The sequence below is a fragment of the Afipia broomeae ATCC 49717 genome (assembly GCF_000314675.2).
Taxonomy (GTDB): Bacteria; Pseudomonadota; Alphaproteobacteria; order Rhizobiales; family Xanthobacteraceae; genus Afipia; species Afipia broomeae.
This window is the reverse complement of sequence record NZ_KB375282.1, coordinates 798,333-815,968: the sequence shown is the minus strand read 5'-3', so window position 1 is coordinate 815,968 and position 17,636 is coordinate 798,333. Positions and strand designations below refer to the sequence as shown.

The following is a 17,636-nucleotide window of genomic DNA, read 5'->3' as shown; positions in this document are numbered from 1 at the left end:
ATTTGAATGATACTAACGTTAGTAAAATAGGATGTCCAGACCGGTGCTGTCCGATCCTATGAAATACTTGCGGCATGCACGTTTTTGTCACCATTGACCGCCATTCGCGCAGCAGCCGCGTCAAACGAACGCAACCGGACGTCCTCTTCCGCATTGCGATAAAGTGTCGTGCGCTGCCTCGGATTGCGCCCGGTCGAAAGGATGATCGCTTCCATGTCTTGCGGCGTCATTTCCTGGCCATGGGATGCACCTGCTGAGCGCGAAATGCTCTCGTCCATCAAAGTGCCGCCGAGATCGTTGACACCCGCCATCAGACATTGGCGAACGCCATCGGCGCCAAGCTTTACCCAGGAAGCCTGAATGTTGGGGATATGCGGATTGAGCACCAGCCGCGCGACCGCATGCATCAGGATCGCTTCGCGGAACGTAGGGCCTGGCCGCGCGCGGCCCTTGAGATAGATCGGCGCTTCCATGTGAACGAACGGCAACGGCACGAACTCCGTGAAGCCGCCGGTATCCATTTGCAAATTGCGGATGCGCAGCAGGTGGCGCGCCCAATGTTGATAACCCTCAATATGACCGAACATGATGGTAGCGGTCGAACGGAAGCCCACCTGATGCGCGGCGCGCATCACATCGAGCCACTGCTGGGTGCTGATCTTGTCGGCGCACAGCACCGCCCGCACTTCATCATCGAGAATTTCGGCCGCGGTTCCCGGCAATGTGCCAAGGCCCGCCGCCTTCAGCTCGCGCAGAAAATCAATTACAGGAATTCCCAGCGTCTGAGCGCCCTGATGAATCTCCAGCGGCGAGAACGCATGCATGTGCATCTGCGGTACAGCCTGTTTCACCGCCCGGCAGATATCGAGATACTTCTGTCCGGTATAGGACGGATGAATGCCACCCTGCATGCAGACTTCAGACGCGCCGCGCTCCCAAGCCTCGACCACGCGGCCGGCGACTTCGCTCATCTCCAAATCGTAAGGCCTGCCGCGCAGATTCTCGCTCATCTTGCCCTTGGAGAAAGCGCAGAACTGACACTTGAATGAGCAGATGTTGGTGTAGTTGATATTGCGCGTGACGACATAGCTCACCGTGTCGCCATTCTTCTCACGGCGCAGTTCATCCGCCGCACGGCAGACGGCCGCGAAGTCATCACCACGCGCCCGAAACAGACGGACGATTTCTGCTTCGCCCAGCGTGACTCCGCGCTGCGCTTTCGCCAACACCTGTCCAAGGTTCGCGGATGGTGTGGCCGATGGCGCTCTTTGAATCCAGCCGAGTTCACGTGAAGGCAACTGCCCGACGTGGCCGGGGCACCAGTCATCGACACGAGGCGCACCATCACCGTCAATGTGATTGAGCACCGAGGTCCGCAAACCAGCATCAACCCATCGGGATGCATCGCGCGCGAACGACGGATAGATCGCAAGGCGTTCGACGAGATCCTTGCCCGCCGCCTTGGTTGCTGCTTCCAAAAGCCGCAGATGCGGCCACGGTGCTTCCGGATTGACGTGATCCGGCGTGACCGGCGACACCCCGCCCCAGTCGTTGATGCCCGCTGCCACAAGCCTGCCCAGTGCACTGGGGCTCAGATTGGGCGGCGCCTGAATGTTCATTTCCGGATCGAAAATCAGCCGCGCGATCGCAATCGTCCAGAGATGATCCTCGACATCCGGCGACTCGGTATTCGCCATACGCGTGCCGGCCTTCGGACGGAAGTTCTGGACGATAATTTCCTGAATGTGTCCGTACTGATCATTGAGATCGCGCAGGGCGAGCAACGAGTCGATGCGCTCCTGCCGCGTCTCTCCGATACCGATGAGAATCCCGGACGTGAACGGTACGTTCCGTTCACCTGCCAATCGCATCGTTTCGAGGCGAGCGGCCGGAATCTTGTCCGGTGAGCCATGATGGGCACCGCCCTTCTCGGCAAGGCGGTCCGAGATGCTTTCCAGCATGATCCCCTGCGATACCGAAACCTTACGCAGAGCGTCGATGTCTTCTCCGCTCATCAGACCGGGATTGATATGCGGCAGCAGACCCGTTTCACGAAACACCGCAGCTGCAGCTTCCGCGAGATAGGACAGCGTGGTGAGATGTCCCAGCCTGTCCAGCTCTTCACGAGCGACGCGGTAGCGCAACTCAGGCTTGTCCCCCAGGGTGAACAGCGCTTCCCTGCATCCGGCCTTCTTGCCTGCTTGCGCAATGGCAACCATCTGCTCGATTGAGAGATAAGGCTTCTCGCCATTGCGCGGCGCATGCGCGAAGGTGCAGTAATGGCAAACGTCGCGGCAAAGCTGCGTGAGCGGAATAAAGACCTTACGCGAATACGATACCTGATGCCCATGGACAGCGTCGCGCCGTGCGGCAGCGGCGGCAAGAAGCTGATCGAGATCGCCCACATGAATGAGCTCGGACGCCTCGTCGCGGCTCAATCGGTGGTCCAGCGGAAATTCCTTCAACAAAGAAAGGACCGTCATCACATATGCCTCACGCAAAGCGGCAGCGCGCCAACACCCAGGCGGTTTGAAACATTCAGTTCTGCGAGCAGCGCCGCTGTCAGCGAATACCTTCTGGTCGCGATCGGCGCGACCAGGTCCTGTGGGCGATCGATATCCCGCCCGATGCCGTCCGAGCTGACGACGCCGCAGGCAAAGCCCTTCGCCCGTGACTGCATCTGATGACGCAGATAGCTGTCCTCGCCGAATTTCGGCACGATCATATCTGGCGCGCGCATGGCGAGAGCGTTGGTGCCGCCATCGGACAAGGCCGGCGCCAACACCACAGGATTGTGCTGAAGTTCAGCGATGATCGCCCGCAGATCACTTGCGGTAGCAAACGGCACATCGGCCGGAACAATCAGTGCACTTGCCGCTGCATCGAGTGATTCCAAACCCTGCTGAACCGCCGCATTGACACCTGCTTCCGTGCCATCGTGGACGACCCTCGCATCGAACAACGACGCAAGATTTGCAACCATCGGGTCGCTGGTAACGACCACAATGCCGGCAAGTTCGGAGGCACACAACGTCGTCAGAACTTCGTGCAGCATGGTACGTGCAAGCTTGACCCGCTCGTTGTGCGACAAAACCGGCGCGAGCCGCTGCTTGGCCTGGCTCAGCCGTTTAACAGGAACAACAGCCCAGATGTTTGAAGGGTTTTCAGCGAACGTTTCCATCACGTCACTTTCCTTCTATCCGCGGTTGCCAGCCGCTCCGCAAACTCCAGGCAATCGGCTGCCAGCCGGTCACGGTCTTCCAGGCTCCGCATCCACGTTGATGTCACATGCACAGGCATATCCATCTTGCCGGCATCGCCACGATCGGTCTCGTCGATGATCAATCCGTCGATAAAGCGATAGTGCCGGGCGATCGCGACAGAGTCCGCCGGCACACCTAGCTCAGCCATGATCTTTGCCGTTGGCCCCTTCACCGCCTGCCCACCGATCAACGGAGAGACCGCGACAATCGGCGCGGTCACGCGCTCGAGAGCATTCCAAATATCCAAAACGGCCAGAATGGGATCGACACTCAGATATGGATTCGACGGACAAACAATGACAGCAGCAAGGTTTGGGTTATTGAGCGCCGCCAGAACCTGATCGGAAGCCGCGGCATGCTCCGCATTCTTGAATTCAAGCCGCTTCACCACCGGCGCGCATTGCAGCCCGACGAAATAGCGCTGAAATGGCAGCGGCCCATCGGCTGTCATTACCGTGGTCTCGACGCGATCATCCGACATGGGAAGGATGCGCGAAGCTATCCCGAGCCGGCGCGCCATCGCGGTTGTGAAATCCGTGAGCGACATTCCCGCGCGCAGCGCGCGTGTACGCTCAACATGCATCGCGAGATCGCGATCGCCGAGCCGGAACCATGTCTCGCCACCCAAGCCGCCGAGCGACTCCATGAAATTCCAGGTCTCGTCTGCCCTGCCCCAGCCGCGCTCGATATCGCTGAGACCGCCGAGCGTGTACAGAACTGTATCGATGTCCGGCGAGACATGAAGTCCAAGATGCTCGAAATCATCGCCGGTGTTGACGATTACAGTCAGATCGGCGCCGATAAGACGCTCCAATCCGAGCGCCAGCTTGGCGCCCCCAACGCCGCCGCAGAGCGCGACGACCGGCCGTCCACGAAGCGATGATGGTTGGACGCTCATCGGAACATGTCCCGTTCGCGAGGGCGCACCAGCGCCGATGCAGAACGCGGCGCTGCGTCGAATGTCAGACCGCGCACCACAACCACCGGCAGACCTTCGGCCGCCTGCCCCATCAACAGCGACGCGCCGGCGGCGATCTCATCCGCCACCGCGATTTCGGTCATCTGCATCTTTCGGCCGAACATATCCGGCTGACCGATCATATCGAGCAATGACGGTAGACCCGCAGCACCGAGCGCAACACCTACGACGCCGTTGCGCCACGGACGCCCGAAACTGTCATTGATGATGACGCCAACCTTTGCACTGAATGCTGCGTCAAACCTGGCCTTTAACTGCACCGCAACACCATCCGGGTCGCGCGGCAACAACAGCACGCGCTCCTCGCCATTAATGTGCTCGACGTTCGATTGATCGATTCCCGCATTGGCCATCACGAATCCAAGCCGATGTGCAACGATCATGACGTTGGGACGATGGCGCACGACCTCGTCGGATTCCGACAGAACGACTTCGATGTAACGTGCGTCCTTGCCGACCTGATCGGCAAGCATTCGCGCCTTGTCCGAAGGAATCACGTCCTTCAATGCAACGTAGCGGTTCTCTGCTTTTGAGACGATCTTCTGGGCGATTACGACGATGTCGCCGGATAGCAGCGAAAGCTCCGCCTTGTTCAGAGACTCGACAATGAGCGCAGCAAGATCATCGCCCGGAGCAATCAGCGGGATGCCGGGTACAGCATGATATGTGACGCTCTTCGCCATTGCGAACGATCATTGTGGAGCGGGTGGAGAAAGCCCGGTGATACGGATGCCCGCACCGGGAACCTTGTAACGGCGATTGATTCCGATCAGAACCGACGTCAACGCCTCCGCAGCAGCCGAATTGGCGAGCACGCCGCCATCGATACCTGCACTGGCAACCTCGTTCGCCAGTCCGATCACGACGTCACGGGATTCCTTGTCGTTACCGAATACAAGCACGTCGCAATCCGCGCGACCGCCTGCATGTAACTTCGTGGCGCCGACGTTGTGAAACGCGGAAACCACTTTAACACCCTCGCCGAGCAGAGTCTGCGCGATCTGCGCCGCCGACCCCTCAGGAGGAAGCTGCACGACCGACACCTTCGGCGGCACCAGCGGCACAGCCGCATCAACCACGATCTTGCCCTGCACCGCGTCCTTTACCTCGCGCAAGGTCGCATCATGACTGCCGAACGGCACGGCAAGCACCACTATGTCGGCAGATTTCGCCGCGCCGACATTGTCGTCGCCGCGGGCACCGCCGCCAAGCTCCTTGGCAAAGGCCTGAGCCTTCTCCGCCGAACGCGAACCAATGACCACGGAATACCCCGCAGCAAGCCATCGCTTTGCGAGACCTGAACCGAGATCGCCAGTGCCTCCGAGAATAGCAATGCTTGGCTTAGCGCTCATGTAACCGGCCTTTCTTCAGATACGACGTCAGTTGCAAATGTTCAGTCGAGCGCCATTTCGGTCAGCGGCACCAGTTTGACACCGGCCTTCTCGAGACCCTCTCGCACCGACTTTGCCAGCGCGACAGCAGTCGGCTCGTCACCATGAACGCAGAGCGAATGAACCTTGCAGGGAATCTGCTTGCCGGTCCGCGTGGTAATCGTGTTGTTCACCACCATGTCGACGACCTGCTTGGTCGCAACCGCCGGGTCCTTGATAACCGAGCCTGGAATCTTGCGCGAGGTAAGATTACCGTCTTCTTCGTACTGGCGGTCGCAGAAGCCTTCCAACGCGACCTTCAGTCCGAGGCTGCGCCCGGCTTTTTCCATCTCGGAGCCGGACAGCGCGAGATAGATGATGCTGTCATCGACCGCCTTGATCGCACGACCGATCGCAAGCGCGTAATCGTAGTTCTCAGCCGACATGTTGTTGAGCGCGCCATGCGGCTTCAGATGCGTCACCTTCACACCGGAATAGGAAGCCAGAGCCTGAAGCGCGCCGATCTGATAAGCGATCATATTCTCAAGATCGTCGGGGCGCATGTCGATCCGCCGGCGGCCGAAGCCCCAGAGATCGTTGAAACCGGGATGAGCACCAACGCTGACGCCCGCGCGCTTAGCATCAGCAACGACCTGACGCATGGTCAGCGGATCACCGGCATGGAAACCGCAGGCGATGTTGGCGGACCCGATGATCTTCAGAATTCCGTCATCGTCGCCGATATGATAAGCGCCGAAGCCTTCCGCCATGTCTGCGTTGAGGTTGATCTTGATGGTCATTGCTCACTCCGGATTTAGCGCGATTGGCGGAAGTGCTTGTTTTTAAGGTCCCGCCGAACATAAGGTACTATTGTTAGTAAGACAATATCTTTTATCGATATCGTCGCTTAACGGGAGCCAAAAAGCCGCCCGAACAGGCGCTTGAGCCTCGCCTTCAGGACGTCGAACACGAGCGAAGCTGCATCGAGGCCCGGGGCCTCTCCCTGTATTGCCTCTGTATTCCCGGAAAGCTTTGCCTCGAGGTTCCGGACAAACATGGCGATCAGGCGTCCGGCGACGTCCTGGACGAGCCCGGAGCGGCTGAACTGCGCCAGTGCGCCCGTCAGCGTGAACCCAATGCTGACGTCCACACGTGTTTCATTGGGGTTGTCGCCCTGCTTAACGGCGTACCCGACCATGCCACGCGTCGCAGAGTTGCTGCGCTTGTCCTTGCCCGAACCCATAATGGTCCCGGTTCGCTTCGCATCATCGCGAGTGATATCGGCGACGCCCTGGAACTCCGCTGAGATCGGGCCGACCTTGACCTTCATCTGACCTTCGACACGGCCGTCAATCGGCTCCCCCGCCAGCGACGCGCCGGGAAGACAAGAGGCAACGCCGGCGATATTGCCGAAGAAGTCCCACACGACATCGACCGGGTGCGCAACGGTAAAGCTCTGGTTGAATGTTGTCTGCGGCTTCCAGTCGGGATCCATACGCGCGGAGGACGCGGACGGCGCGCTGACTTTCTTTGCAGTTCCTAGCGTCGCGACTGCACGGGGCGCGGAGCCGGCAGCCACCGGGACCGAATGTCCCGACCCTGACGGGCCAAGCCGCGTCCGATTGCCGTTTGGAATCGCGGCAATACCCCGGCTGCGGCGCGCTTCGACGACGCGCTGCACCGCACGAATGATGCCGACATAGCCCGTGCAGCGGCACAGGTTGCCGCTCATCGCGACACGAATGTCATGATCGCTCGGCGCTTGCATCCGCAGCACCACATCGCGAGCGGACACGAGCATTCCCGGCGTGCAATAGCCGCACTGCAGCGCATGTTCTTGCGTGAACGCGGCGCGCAATTCAGTTGCGATCTCGTCGTTGTCGAGACCCTCGATCGTGGTCACGTCGGCCTGCTGGCAGGCAACCGCAAAGGTGATGCACGAGCGCGTCGGCACACCATCGACCAAAATCGTGCAAGCACCGCAAACGCCGTGCTCGCAGCCAAGATGAGTGCCGGTGAGATTCTGGGTCTCACGCACGAAATCGGCGAGATGGGTGCGCGGCTGAACATTCGCGCTGACCTGTTTACCGTTAACTGTGAGGCTGACTGTATTCATGCCGATTGCGCCTGTTCGATAGCGCGCCGCAACGCGACAATATGTGTTTGCTTGTCGAGCGGATCGGTCATACCCGCCGCTTCAATGACCTCGCCAATCGCCTGACTGTTGAAACCAGCGCCAAGGCGCTCGGCGCCTCCGTCGCCAAGGATGTTGCTGGCTTCAGCGACCACGATGGGCCGGCTCTCCGTCGCCCCGATGACGACACGGCTGACCCCGCGATCCGGATCGGAAAGGAATGCCCCGATGGCATGCGCGAACTCACCGGTCTTTCGGCAGCTCTTGTAATAACCCCATCGCGCCGTGCTGCTGAGTTTGGGGACCGTGACGCTGACCAGCATCTCGCCCGGCTGCAAATCGGCTTCCAAGGCGCCGACCATGTACTCCTCAACCGGGATGGTACGCTCGCCCTTTGGCCCACGCAGCATAACCTTGGCGCCGACGGCTGCCATGATCGAATGCCAGTCCGCCGAAGGATCGGCGTGGGTCAGGCTGCCGCCGATGGTCCCGCGATTGCGCACCGCGCGGTAGGCAATGCCGCGCGCCACTGTCGGCAATGCACCGCAGGTCACGTCCGGCACGCGCCGATCTTCGATGTCCGCGTGGGTGATGCATGCGCCAAGCACGATCTCGTCGGACCGTTGATCAACGCTGCGAAGCTCGTCGATACCGGTGATATCCACTAAAAGATCTGGCTGCACGAGGCGCATGTTGAGCATGGGCCCCAGCGACTGACTGCCAGCCATGATCTTGACCGTGAGACTGTCGTCACTGATCAGCTTGAGAGCTGCACCGACGTCACCGGGACGCGCGTAATCGAAATTAACCGGCTTCACGCGAGCACTCCTTCACCGGCCTTTGCGCGTGCTGTGCTCTTGGCTTCCTCGATTGCCTCCAGCACCCTGCGCGGTGTGATCGGCGAGTGCCGTATTTCAGCACCGAGCGACTTCAGCGCGTCATTGACCGCATTGCCGATAGCTCCCGGAGGCGCGATCGCCCCCCCCTCGCCGAGGCCCTTCACACCAAACTCGGTGTATGGCGCCAAGGTCTCCATGTGGCCGAGCTTGGGTTCCGGCACCTCGGTCGGACCGGGCAACAGATAATCCGCGAACGTCGACGCAAGCGGCTGACCGGATGTGTCGAAATTCATCTCTTCGTACAACGCGGTGCCGATCCCCTGCGCGAGCCCGCCATAAATCTGGCCGTCGACCACCATCGGATTGATGAGTTTCCCGCCATCCTCGACGATCACGTAATCGAGGAGCTCGATGTCGCCCATTTCCGGATCGACCGCGACGACAGCGATGTGGGAGGCGTAGCTGAACGTGCCGGAGTCACGCACCGGCTTGTATCCGATGGTCACTTCGAGGCCACGCGGATCGACCGACGGAGGAAGATCCTGCGGGCGGCGATACCAGGTGTAGGCGACTTCCTGCAGGGTGACGCTGCCGCTCGGCCCGACCACGACGCCGTCGCTGAGTTTTACGTTGCTGATATCCGTCTGCAGCAGATGCGCGCCGATTCCGAGCACGAGTTTGCCGAGCTCGCGCGACGCCGTCGCAACCGCTCCGCCGGCCATCACCGCACAGCGCGATCCCCAGCTTCCGGTCGAGTACGGCGTATATTCGGTGTCACCGTGCACCAGTTTGATCTTGGCCGTATCGATGCCCAGAATCTCATGCGCGACCTGCGGCAGCGTGGTTTCCATGCTCTGCCCGTGGGAGTGGACACCGACGCGCAGTTCGAGTCCGCCGTCCGGCGTCATGCGCGCGGTCGCCTGCTCGTGGCCCGGCACCATTGGAATGCCCCAACCGGCGTAAACCGATGTTCCGTGTGCGCCCTGCTCGCAATAGACCGACAGGCCGACGCCGATCAGGCGCCCATCCGCCTCGGGTTTCTTCTGACGTTCGCGCAAGGCCGGCAAATCGATCTTGGCCAGCGCCTGACGCAACGACTCCGGATAATCGCCGCTGTCGAAATGCTTCTTGGTGATATTGTCGAACGGCATCTGCTCCGGCTGCACGAGGTTTTTCAGCCGCACCTCGTAGGGCTCGAGACCGGTCTCACGGGCGATGGCGTCCATCATCAGTTCAATGGCGAAGCAGACGCCCGTGCGTGCAACGCCGCGATACGGCAGAATCGGACACTTGTTGGTCGCGACCGACCACGTCCGGCAGCGATAGGACGGAAAATCGTAAGGTCCCGGCAGAATGCTCGCGACCTGCGCGGCCTCAAGACAGGCCGAGAACGGATAGGACGAATAGGCCCCTGAATCGACCGTCGCCTCACACTCAACACCGCGCAGCTTGCCGTCGCGGTCGGCATAGACGGTGATGTTGTAGTGATGCTCGCGGCAATTGGCGCCTGCGGTGAGATGCTCGCGGCGGTCCTCGATCCAGCGCACGGGATAGCCGCAACGCTTTGCAAGCCAGCCGAGACAGACGTCTTCCGTCAGCACGATGCCCTTGTAGCCGAAGCCACCACCGACGTCCGGCGAAACAATGCGCACCTGAATCTGTTCGAGGCCGAGACACTCCGAAAGACCGTTGCGCACGATGTGCGGCTGCTGGTTTCCGGTGTAGAGAACCAGTTGGTCCATGCGCTTGTGCCACATGGCAACGGTACCGCGACCTTCCATCGGCGCCATGCTCTGGCGAGCCGTGGAAATTTCTCGGGTAATCTTGATGGGCGCATCGTACGCCGCTTCCATATTCACATCGACGAACGTCTCCAGGAAGATGTTATCCCCCCAGTGCTCATGGAGCAGCGCCGAATCCGGCCGCTTCGCGAGCAGCATGTCGTGAACAGCAGGCAATTCCTCGAAATCCACCTCCACGGCGGCGGCAATGTCTTCCGCCTCCGCCCGCGTATCCGCGACGCACATGGCGATCAGTTCGCCGACCTGACGCACTTTTTCGAAGGCCAGAATCGGCTGCTCGGAAACCTTGAAACCCGGCAGGCCCGATACAGCGCGGATCGGCTTCACACCTTCAAGGTCAGCCGCAATGAAAACAGTGTCGCGGTACTCGGGCGGAATCCGTATGCCCTTGATCCGCGCGTGAGCCAGAGGACTCCGGACGAAGGCCACATCGCGCATGCCGGGCAACCGTATATCGCCGACGAATTCGCCCCGTCCGCGCATCAGGCGGTCATCTTCCTTGCGGAGAAGCCGCGCGCCTACCCCTTGCTCAACCATACCAATTTCCTTCAACGGAAGGCGGAACACCACCCGCCAAATTCATCCTATTTTTAGGACGATAGCAAGACCTCGTTCGCGCGAATTCTGGAACAAAGTAAAGCTGCTGAAAAAAGCTGCTCAGCGCCCCGGAACTAGGCTTTTCCGGATTTCCGACGTGACAGGTTGACGGCCTTATGCCCGTTCCGCGTTTTCTTTTCCCGCAGCGGCTTGGTACCCAAAAGATCCATTTGCAGCTTGATACTTTCGCTGCGGTAAATGATATCGCCGACATAGATCGCGATACCGCCGTCATCAATAACAACGCAGTGGGCCTCGACGGTCGGGGCGCCGATCGAAATCTTCAGAAGATCTGCGATTTCGGGGTCCGCGCTACCGATCGTCAGCGTCTGATGCGCCTCGGACAGGGTAATTTCATCCATGGCGTCGATGACAACAAGCGCGGCCGCATTCTTGAACCGTACGGGGTTCAGATCGAAGATTTCCCGCGCCAGAAGAAGATTGACGACCGAATAAGGATCCTCATTGCGGTACTGAACGCTGCGCAGCTTGACGTAGCTGGAGGCGAGATCGCCATCGGACTCTCCCAGAACAGGCGGAGCCACGCCCTCATCGATCGCCAGCCGCCGCGGCACGTTGTCCTTGAGCGATTCGATCAAGGTGGCCCAACTGGTCGCAAGCTTGACCCAATGCCGGTCCTGGGTCTTCTTCGAAACAAAGGTGCCGAGTCCCTGGCGCGCCTGAAGCAGGCCCTCCTCGCGCAGAATGTCCACAGCTTGCCTTACCGTGACGCGCGCCACCTCGAACTCGCGTTCGAGTTCTTCAAGCGTGGAAATCTTGTCCCCAGCGCTCCACTGCCCGGATTGAATCCGTGTCCTCAACACCGATGCGACCTGAATATACAGGGGCACTCTGCTGCGGTCGTATGCCTTTAACAGTCTGGACACATTATTACTTCTTCTGGAATCTGGGACTCGCAGCGAAGATCATAACTGACGCCGACATCAAAGCAATGCGCTAGCTGACGGGGCGACATGAGCCAAAGCGTGAACTTTCGCCGAGTGGATCACGCTCGATTTTCGTCCTGCCTGCACGGATATTCAAGGAGGATTTGACGAAGTCGTACTATCTTTAGTACTATAATATCAATCAAATGAATGTGGACCGCATGGCTGATTTCCGGATTTTAAAGGCGGCGGACAGCGCCCTTGTGATCGAGTTCGGATCTGCCATCGACCGCAAGATTAGCGATCGTGTCCTGGCCTTGGCCGCGGCTCTGGAACAAGCCAGATTGCCTGGCGTGACCGAGGTGATCGCCACATTCCGTTCGCTCAGCGTGAACTACGACCCGCTGACGACAACCGGCAGCGAACTTGAGCAAGCTATTGTAGCATTCGTGGACCAACCCGCTCAATCAACCCACCGTAAGCGGTTATGGGCCATCCCCGCCTGCTACGATCCGAAATTCGCCCCCGATATCGAAGAGGTAGCAAAGGCCAAAGGTCTTTCGGTTTCTGAAGTCGCAGCGCTCCACGCCGGCACGCAATATCATGTCTACATGATCGGATTTGTCCCCGGTTATCCCTACATGGGCGATTTGCCGGAGAAACTGCAATTGCCGCGCAGGTCGGACCCTCGCCTGCGCGTTCCTCCCGGCTCGCTCGCGATCGCAACCAGCATGACCGCCGTCTACCCATACGAGAGCCCCGGAGGCTGGCATTTGATCGGAACCTCGCCCGTTCGTTTCTTTGATGCGGCATCGGCAAGGGGGTCCCTGCTCGGCCCCGGTGACGGCGTCAAGTTCGAGCCGGTCACACCGGAAGAGTTTGACCGAATTCGCAAAGCTGTGGACCGCAATGACTACATTCCGGACAGCACGGAGCTTGCGGCGTGATTTCTGTGCTCAAAGTTATCGCGCCCGGCTTTCACACCACCGTGCAGGACGAAGGACGGCGCGGCTTTCAGCACGTCGGGGTGCCAGTTTCCGGCGCCCTCGACCGCAGCGGCTTCACGCTGGCAAATGCGTTAGTGGGAAACGGGCAGAACGCATCGTGTCTGGAAATCATCGGCTCCGGTCCTGAACTGGAGGTTGTCAGCTCATCCGTCCGCGTGGCCCTTGTCGGGAGCGGCGGCGGGCTCGATATCGTCGGGCGCGAAGATCCCTTTATCCCTTCGGGACAGTCGATCCGGTTGACCAAAGGCGAGATCGTACGCGTGCGTCTGGGCGGCGATGCGTTCTGCTCTTATCTCGCGATCGAGGGCGGATTCGACGTCCCGCTGTGCCTCGGCAGCCGATCGACCTATACGCGCGCCGGCTTTGGCGGAATGTCCGGACGGCAACTCCGCGGTGGCGATGTCCTCGACGGATCAATCGAGGACGTCGCGGTGCGCGAAGAAGTCACTCTGAGCGAACAGCGCAATCTCCGTTTTGATCAGCCGATCCGCGTCGTGCTCGGCCCGCAGGATGACTATTTCACTGAAGATGCCATCCGCGAATTTCTGTCGAGCACTTACACCATTACGCCGGCATCCGACCGGATGGGGTTTCGCCTCGACGGCCCAACTCTTGCACACAAGAGCGACTACAACATCGTCTCGGACGGTATCGTTGCCGGATCGATTCAGGTGCCCGGCTCGAAGCTTCCCATTGTTCTGATGGTCGATGCCCAGACGACAGGCGGCTATCCAAAGATCGCCACGGTCATCTCCGCTGACTTGCCGCTGCTCGGCGTCCGCGGCGCCGGTCGCACCGTGAGATTCAAAGCTGTCTCACGGGAAGAAGCCGAAGCGATCCGCCGGGCGGAGCATCAGGATGTCCTGAACATCATTCAGGACATCCGGCCCGTAAGCGAGATGCAGGGCATCAATCTCAAGGCGCTATATACGTGCAACCTGATTGATGGCGTAGTCGACGCCATGGCTTGATCAGGAATTCCCGATCAGGCTGGGACAAGAATGCGCGGATCGACGCCGGTGAGGCTCTTGTAGATCGAGGGATCGGTCGCACCCTCGGTATTGAAGAGAAGCACGCGCGAATTCGCGTTCAATCCAAGCAATTCGCGGCCCTGCGGATCAGAGGCCGCAGCGAGCAGACCGGCCAGGCCTGCGCCACCACTTTCACCTGCGACCACGCGGCTTCGTCCATTTTCCGCTCGAGCTAACTGCTTCATCGCAGCGATCGCATCGGGATCACGCACGGTCATGTAGGCTTCCGCCAGCCGGGAAAGAATGCCCCACGCCAGCATCGATGGTTCGTAACATTCTAGCATCGCCATCACGGTCGGCTCGACTGGCGCGATCTTGACCGGCGCGTCGGCCTCATTGCTGGCGAGCAGACACGCCGCGCGATCAGGCTCGACAATGATGAATTTGGGCCGGGAAGTGCCGCTACGGAGCGTGAGATTTGCAGCAATGGCGGCGGCAAACCCGCCAACACCTGCCTGCAAGAATACATGCGTCGGCAGTTCCGCCATTTCATCAAGAATCTCGGAGACCATCGCGGTGTAGCCCTGCATCACGAGACGAGGAATGCGCTCGTAACCCGGCCACGACGTGTCGGATACAATGATCCAGTTGTTGGCATGACAGACGCGTTCTGCTTCAGCGACCGCGTCATCGTAGTTGCCGTCAACTTCGATAACATTGGCGCCGAAGCGCGCAATCGCCGCGATCCGCTCAGGACTGACGCCTTCATGAACGAAGATATTGGCCTGGCATCCGGCGAGATTGGCTCCGGCGGCAACGGACCGGCCGTGATTGCCGTCTGTCGCACAGCCGACATTGATATTGCGCACAACAGCGCGCACGTCGGGGTCGAGCAATTCGCCGGGAAGCACGGAGCGGCCGAGCACGCGGCCCGCCTCTTCAAGCGCGAGACAAACCACGGCGTAAGCACCGCCCAACGACTTGAAACTGCCAAGCCCGAACCGCCCGCTCTCGTCCTTGATATGAACCGATCGCACGCCCGCCGTGGCCGCCACCTCGCCCAGAGAGCGCAGCGGCGACGGCCGATAACTCGGGTGCAGCCGCAGCATTGCCAGCGCTTTTTCGGCGGCCACCGGTCCAAACATCTCCTGATCCAGGGCTAGGAGGGTCTTGCCGCGGTTGATGCTCTTGTTGCGTTCAATCATATCTGCACCTCTTTCGGATGCAAAATTAGCTTACTTGACGTGCTATTTTACCCCTGATTTTATGGTCTAAGCGCAACAATTTTGCGAGAAATCGATGGCACCTTCAAAAAGCATCCAACTGGACGAATTCGACCTCGCCATTCTCGAGGAGTTGCAGGTCAACAACCGCACCTCGCTTCAGGAGATCGGAAAATCCGTCAATCTGTCGGCCGCCGCCGTGCAGCGGCGTGTCCGGCGGATGGAAGACGCGCGCGTTATTCAATCCAACGTGGCAATTGTTGATCCCGCCAGCGTTGGGCGGCCTATTACGATTGTCGTGGAAGTACAGATCGACAGCGAACAGGCGGATCTGATGGACTCGGCGCGTCGTGAGTTCGCCGCGGCACCTGAAGTTCAGCAATGCTACTACGTGACAGGTGCTGCGGACTTCATCCTCGTCCTCACCGTGTCGACCATGGAAGAGTATGAGCAGCTCAGCCGCCGCCTATTCCTCGAAAACCGGAACGTGAAGCACTTCAATACGTTTGTCGCGATGAACCGCGTCAAGACGAGTCTGAGGGTGCCGCTGATACCGGGCAAAGGCCTTTGAAATTTTTTCCGACGCCAAATCTTATCAACGCTTCAAAAGGAAATGCCCGCACAACAGGCCCGCGCACAACTCTCGCCGGCGCCTTCATGCACGATCGTCAGAGACGGGGCTTCATGATCCCCTGTGTGCGAAGATCGTTCGGCGGGTGGAGATCGCCCGAATTCAGAATACAGCCGGGATTTATTTGAAATTGCGGAGTGCCGCTCTTCCACCTATGGAAACAGCCCGCGCGTCGTCTTTGCGGCGCGTACACGCTCCACACCGATGGCCATGGCGGCCGTCCGATTAAAGATCTTGTCGCGTTTCGCGCGCACAGCCATCTGATCGAAAGCTCGATCGAGAATCTGATATTCACGCTGCATCACCTCTTCTTCTTCCCAGAAGAGCTGTTGCAAATCCTGCACCCATTCGAAATAGCTGACCACGACACCACCGGCATTGCAAAGAATGTCGGGTATCAGGAAAATTTCATCCTGGCGTCTTTCGAGCACGAGGTCGGCATCGGGGGTTGTGGGACCATTCGCACCCTCCGCGAGAACCTTGCATTGCAATTTTTCGGCGATGGTCGCGTCAATAACGCGCTCGGTAGCCGCCGGTACAAGGACATCGCAAGGCAGCGTCAGGATGGTAGATGGGTCGCACATCAGTTCCTTGGAGTATCCTTGAAGGCTCCCGTGTTCGGTGACATACCTGATCAAGGAGGTGACATCCAGACCCGTGGCACGATGCAAGGCACAGGTATGATCGCTGACTGCGATGACAGTCACACCCATTGCTTGCAGTTCTGCGGCCGCGATCGATCCGACGTTTCCAAAGCCTTGAACCACGGCCGTTGCATTGTTCAAGGTGATCGCACGTTCAAGCATCACCCGCTTGGCCAGATGAGCGACCCCGCGTCCCGTCGCTTCCCGCCGCCCCAAGGTCCCGCCCGCACTGACCGGCTTGCCTGTTACGATTTCGGTGACGGTGCGTCCTTGATACATCGAATATGTATCCATGAACCACGCCATCACTTGTTCATTCGTCCCCATATCCGGCGCCATCACATCGACGTGAGACCCGACAAACGGAATCATCTCCTGCATGTAACGGCGAGAGAGATTTTCCAGCTCCCGTGCGGACAAGCTCAAGGGATCCACGCCGATACCGCCCTTGGCGCCGCCATATGGCAAGCCAACAAGCGCACACTTCCAGCTCATCCAGATTGCGAGCGCGGCAACTTCACCAAGATCAACGCTTGCAGCGAAGCGTGTGCCGCCCTTGGTCGGACCGAGCGTCAGATGATGCTGAACGCGATACCCCTCAAAGACCGCGGTCGATCCATCATCGCGATGGACAGGGCATGAAATAACAATCGCGCGCTTCGGCATGAGAAGTCTGTCGCGATCGTCCTTCGGAATCGCCAGATAGTCCGCGATGACACCAAACTGCTTCACAGCCATCTCAAAAACCGGACCGCTATAGACTGTCATCTATGTCGCACCTGTTAATTGGAGGTAGAGGAAGAGCTGGTCACGTCTGCTGAGCGGGCACCGATAGCTTCACGAAAGCATGGCAATCGCCGGGAGCGATTCTTCATCCACACATTAGCAAGCCTGGTGCGCGTTGGCTGCGGAATTCACTTCCAGAATTGAGCATGGAGCGCGATGCTGCGCTGCATCTAGCGCCGCAAGCTGTTCTGCAATCATGGAAATCCGTCTGCTACCGGCTGCGGTCGCCCTACCCCGCAATACAGAATGCCATTTCGCGAGACTTCGTCCGGCGAGTAGATATTGCGAAGATCCACAATGACGGAGTGGCCATGATCGCCGAAGACGTTCACGACTGCTCCTATATCCTGAAGCGCCGTGATCAGCGGGATGGGCGGTGCATCACGCATGTCGTCGGTGTTTGGCTTGAACACCTCGCTCCATCCCTCACAAACATTGTGCGAATGTCGTCCACCGTATAGACGCCTTGCCGGAAGATAAAAGGCAACTCATCATCTTGAACA

Annotated in this window: 15 protein-coding genes; 3 read left to right on the top strand and 12 right to left on the bottom strand. The window is 59.5% G+C overall.

Annotated elements, in window-relative coordinates; translation table 11 throughout:
• Positions 1–56 precede the first annotated feature (56 nt).
• The 10 genes from cofH to HMPREF9695_RS03790 all read right to left on the bottom strand — a co-directional run bounded on the left by cofH (position 57) and on the right by HMPREF9695_RS03790 (position 11,835).
• Positions 57–2,483, bottom strand: a complete 2,427-nt coding sequence (gene cofH, locus HMPREF9695_RS03835; RefSeq protein WP_006019478.1) for a 5-amino-6-(D-ribitylamino)uracil--L-tyrosine 4-hydroxyphenyl transferase CofH — start codon at positions 2,481–2,483, stop codon at positions 57–59.
• Positions 2,483–3,181, bottom strand: a complete 699-nt coding sequence (gene cofC, locus HMPREF9695_RS25200) for a 2-phospho-L-lactate guanylyltransferase (protein ID WP_006019477.1) — start codon at positions 3,179–3,181, stop codon at positions 2,483–2,485. Before cofC ends, cofH begins: the two co-directional genes overlap by 1 nt.
• Positions 3,181–4,161 (bottom strand): 2-phospho-L-lactate transferase, encoded by a 981-nt coding sequence (gene cofD / locus HMPREF9695_RS03825; RefSeq protein ID WP_006019476.1) that lies wholly within the window; start codon positions 4,159–4,161, stop codon positions 3,181–3,183. Before cofD ends, cofC begins: the two co-directional genes overlap by 1 nt.
• Complete coding sequence (gene cofE, locus HMPREF9695_RS03820; protein ID WP_006019475.1) at positions 4,158–4,925, bottom strand: coenzyme F420-0:L-glutamate ligase; 768 nt, start codon at positions 4,923–4,925, stop codon at positions 4,158–4,160. The genes cofD and cofE overlap by 4 nt, the downstream gene beginning before the upstream one ends.
• Positions 4,926–4,934: 9 nt before the next feature.
• Positions 4,935–5,594: an NADPH-dependent F420 reductase gene (gene npdG, locus HMPREF9695_RS03815; RefSeq protein ID WP_006019474.1), complete on the bottom strand. Its 660-nt coding sequence runs from the start codon at positions 5,592–5,594 to the stop codon at positions 4,935–4,937.
• Positions 5,595–5,635: 41 nt separating this feature from the next.
• Positions 5,636–6,412 (bottom strand): LamB/YcsF family protein, encoded by a 777-nt coding sequence (locus tag HMPREF9695_RS03810; RefSeq protein ID WP_006019473.1) that lies wholly within the window; start codon positions 6,410–6,412, stop codon positions 5,636–5,638.
• A gap of 107 nt (positions 6,413–6,519) precedes the next feature.
• Positions 6,520–7,728 (bottom strand): xanthine dehydrogenase family Fe-S subunit, encoded by a 1,209-nt coding sequence (locus HMPREF9695_RS03805; RefSeq protein ID WP_006019472.1) that lies wholly within the window; start codon positions 7,726–7,728, stop codon positions 6,520–6,522.
• Positions 7,725–8,564, bottom strand: a complete 840-nt coding sequence (locus tag HMPREF9695_RS03800) for an FAD binding domain-containing protein (RefSeq protein WP_006019471.1) — start codon at positions 8,562–8,564, stop codon at positions 7,725–7,727. The genes HMPREF9695_RS03805 and HMPREF9695_RS03800 overlap by 4 nt, the downstream gene beginning before the upstream one ends.
• Entirely contained in the window at positions 8,561–10,924 is a 2,364-nt protein-coding gene (locus tag HMPREF9695_RS03795) for a xanthine dehydrogenase family protein molybdopterin-binding subunit (RefSeq protein WP_006019470.1), read from the bottom strand. The genes HMPREF9695_RS03800 and HMPREF9695_RS03795 overlap by 4 nt, the downstream gene beginning before the upstream one ends.
• Before the next feature lie 134 nt (positions 10,925–11,058).
• Positions 11,059–11,835: a GntR family transcriptional regulator gene (locus HMPREF9695_RS03790; protein ID WP_245258711.1), complete on the bottom strand. Its 777-nt coding sequence runs from the start codon at positions 11,833–11,835 to the stop codon at positions 11,059–11,061.
• 257 nt (positions 11,836–12,092) lie between these two features.
• Between HMPREF9695_RS03790 and pxpB the strand changes: the two genes are divergently transcribed.
• Together pxpB and HMPREF9695_RS03780 are read left to right on the top strand one after the other, a co-directional pair.
• Positions 12,093–12,818 carry a 5-oxoprolinase subunit PxpB gene (pxpB, locus tag HMPREF9695_RS03785; RefSeq protein WP_006019468.1) on the top strand — a complete coding sequence of 242 codons (726 nt, stop codon included), beginning with the start codon at positions 12,093–12,095 and terminating at the stop codon, positions 12,816–12,818.
• On the top strand, positions 12,815–13,849 hold the full coding sequence (locus tag HMPREF9695_RS03780) for a 5-oxoprolinase subunit C family protein (protein WP_006019467.1): 1,035 nt from the start codon (positions 12,815–12,817) through the stop codon (positions 13,847–13,849). The genes pxpB and HMPREF9695_RS03780 overlap by 4 nt, the downstream gene beginning before the upstream one ends.
• A 14-nt stretch (positions 13,850–13,863) precedes the next feature.
• Here the strand turns inward: HMPREF9695_RS03780 and HMPREF9695_RS03775 are convergent, their stop codons facing one another.
• On the bottom strand, positions 13,864–15,054 hold the full coding sequence (locus HMPREF9695_RS03775; RefSeq protein ID WP_006019466.1) for a diaminopropionate ammonia-lyase: 1,191 nt from the start codon (positions 15,052–15,054) through the stop codon (positions 13,864–13,866).
• A 94-nt stretch (positions 15,055–15,148) separates the two neighbouring features.
• Here HMPREF9695_RS03775 and HMPREF9695_RS03770 point away from each other — a divergent pair, with 94 nt between their 5' ends.
• Positions 15,149–15,643 carry an Lrp/AsnC family transcriptional regulator gene (locus tag HMPREF9695_RS03770; RefSeq protein WP_006019465.1) on the top strand — a complete coding sequence of 165 codons (495 nt, stop codon included), beginning with the start codon at positions 15,149–15,151 and terminating at the stop codon, positions 15,641–15,643.
• 212 nt (positions 15,644–15,855) lie between these two features.
• Here the strand turns inward: HMPREF9695_RS03770 and HMPREF9695_RS03765 are convergent, their stop codons facing one another.
• Positions 15,856–17,115 carry a Glu/Leu/Phe/Val family dehydrogenase gene (locus HMPREF9695_RS03765; RefSeq protein WP_006019464.1) on the bottom strand — a complete coding sequence of 420 codons (1,260 nt, stop codon included), beginning with the start codon at positions 17,113–17,115 and terminating at the stop codon, positions 15,856–15,858.
• Between the last annotated feature and the right edge of the window lie 521 nt (positions 17,116–17,636).

Coding starts and splice junctions, on each gene's coding strand:
- cofH (WP_006019478.1), bottom strand. CDS start 2,483: ATGACGGTCCTTTCTTTGTTGAAGGAATTTCCGCTGGACCACCGATTG.
- cofC (WP_006019477.1), bottom strand. CDS start 3,181: ATGGAAACGTTCGCTGAAAACCCTTCAAACATCTGGGCTGTTGTTCCT.
- cofD (WP_006019476.1), bottom strand. CDS start 4,161: ATGAGCGTCCAACCATCATCGCTTCGTGGACGGCCGGTCGTCGCGCTC.
- cofE (WP_006019475.1), bottom strand. CDS start 4,925: ATGGCGAAGAGCGTCACATATCATGCTGTACCCGGCATCCCGCTGATT.
- npdG (WP_006019474.1), bottom strand. CDS start 5,594: ATGAGCGCTAAGCCAAGCATTGCTATTCTCGGAGGCACTGGCGATCTC.
- HMPREF9695_RS03810 (WP_006019473.1), bottom strand. CDS start 6,412: ATGACCATCAAGATCAACCTCAACGCAGACATGGCGGAAGGCTTCGGC.
- HMPREF9695_RS03805 (WP_006019472.1), bottom strand. CDS start 7,728: ATGAATACAGTCAGCCTCACAGTTAACGGTAAACAGGTCAGCGCGAAT.
- HMPREF9695_RS03795 (WP_006019470.1), bottom strand. CDS start 10,924: ATGGTTGAGCAAGGGGTAGGCGCGCGGCTTCTCCGCAAGGAAGATGAC.
- pxpB (WP_006019468.1), top strand. CDS start 12,093: ATGGCTGATTTCCGGATTTTAAAGGCGGCGGACAGCGCCCTTGTGATC.
- HMPREF9695_RS03775 (WP_006019466.1), bottom strand. CDS start 15,054: ATGATTGAACGCAACAAGAGCATCAACCGCGGCAAGACCCTCCTAGCC.
- HMPREF9695_RS03770 (WP_006019465.1), top strand. CDS start 15,149: ATGGCACCTTCAAAAAGCATCCAACTGGACGAATTCGACCTCGCCATT.
- HMPREF9695_RS03765 (WP_006019464.1), bottom strand. CDS start 17,115: ATGACAGTCTATAGCGGTCCGGTTTTTGAGATGGCTGTGAAGCAGTTT.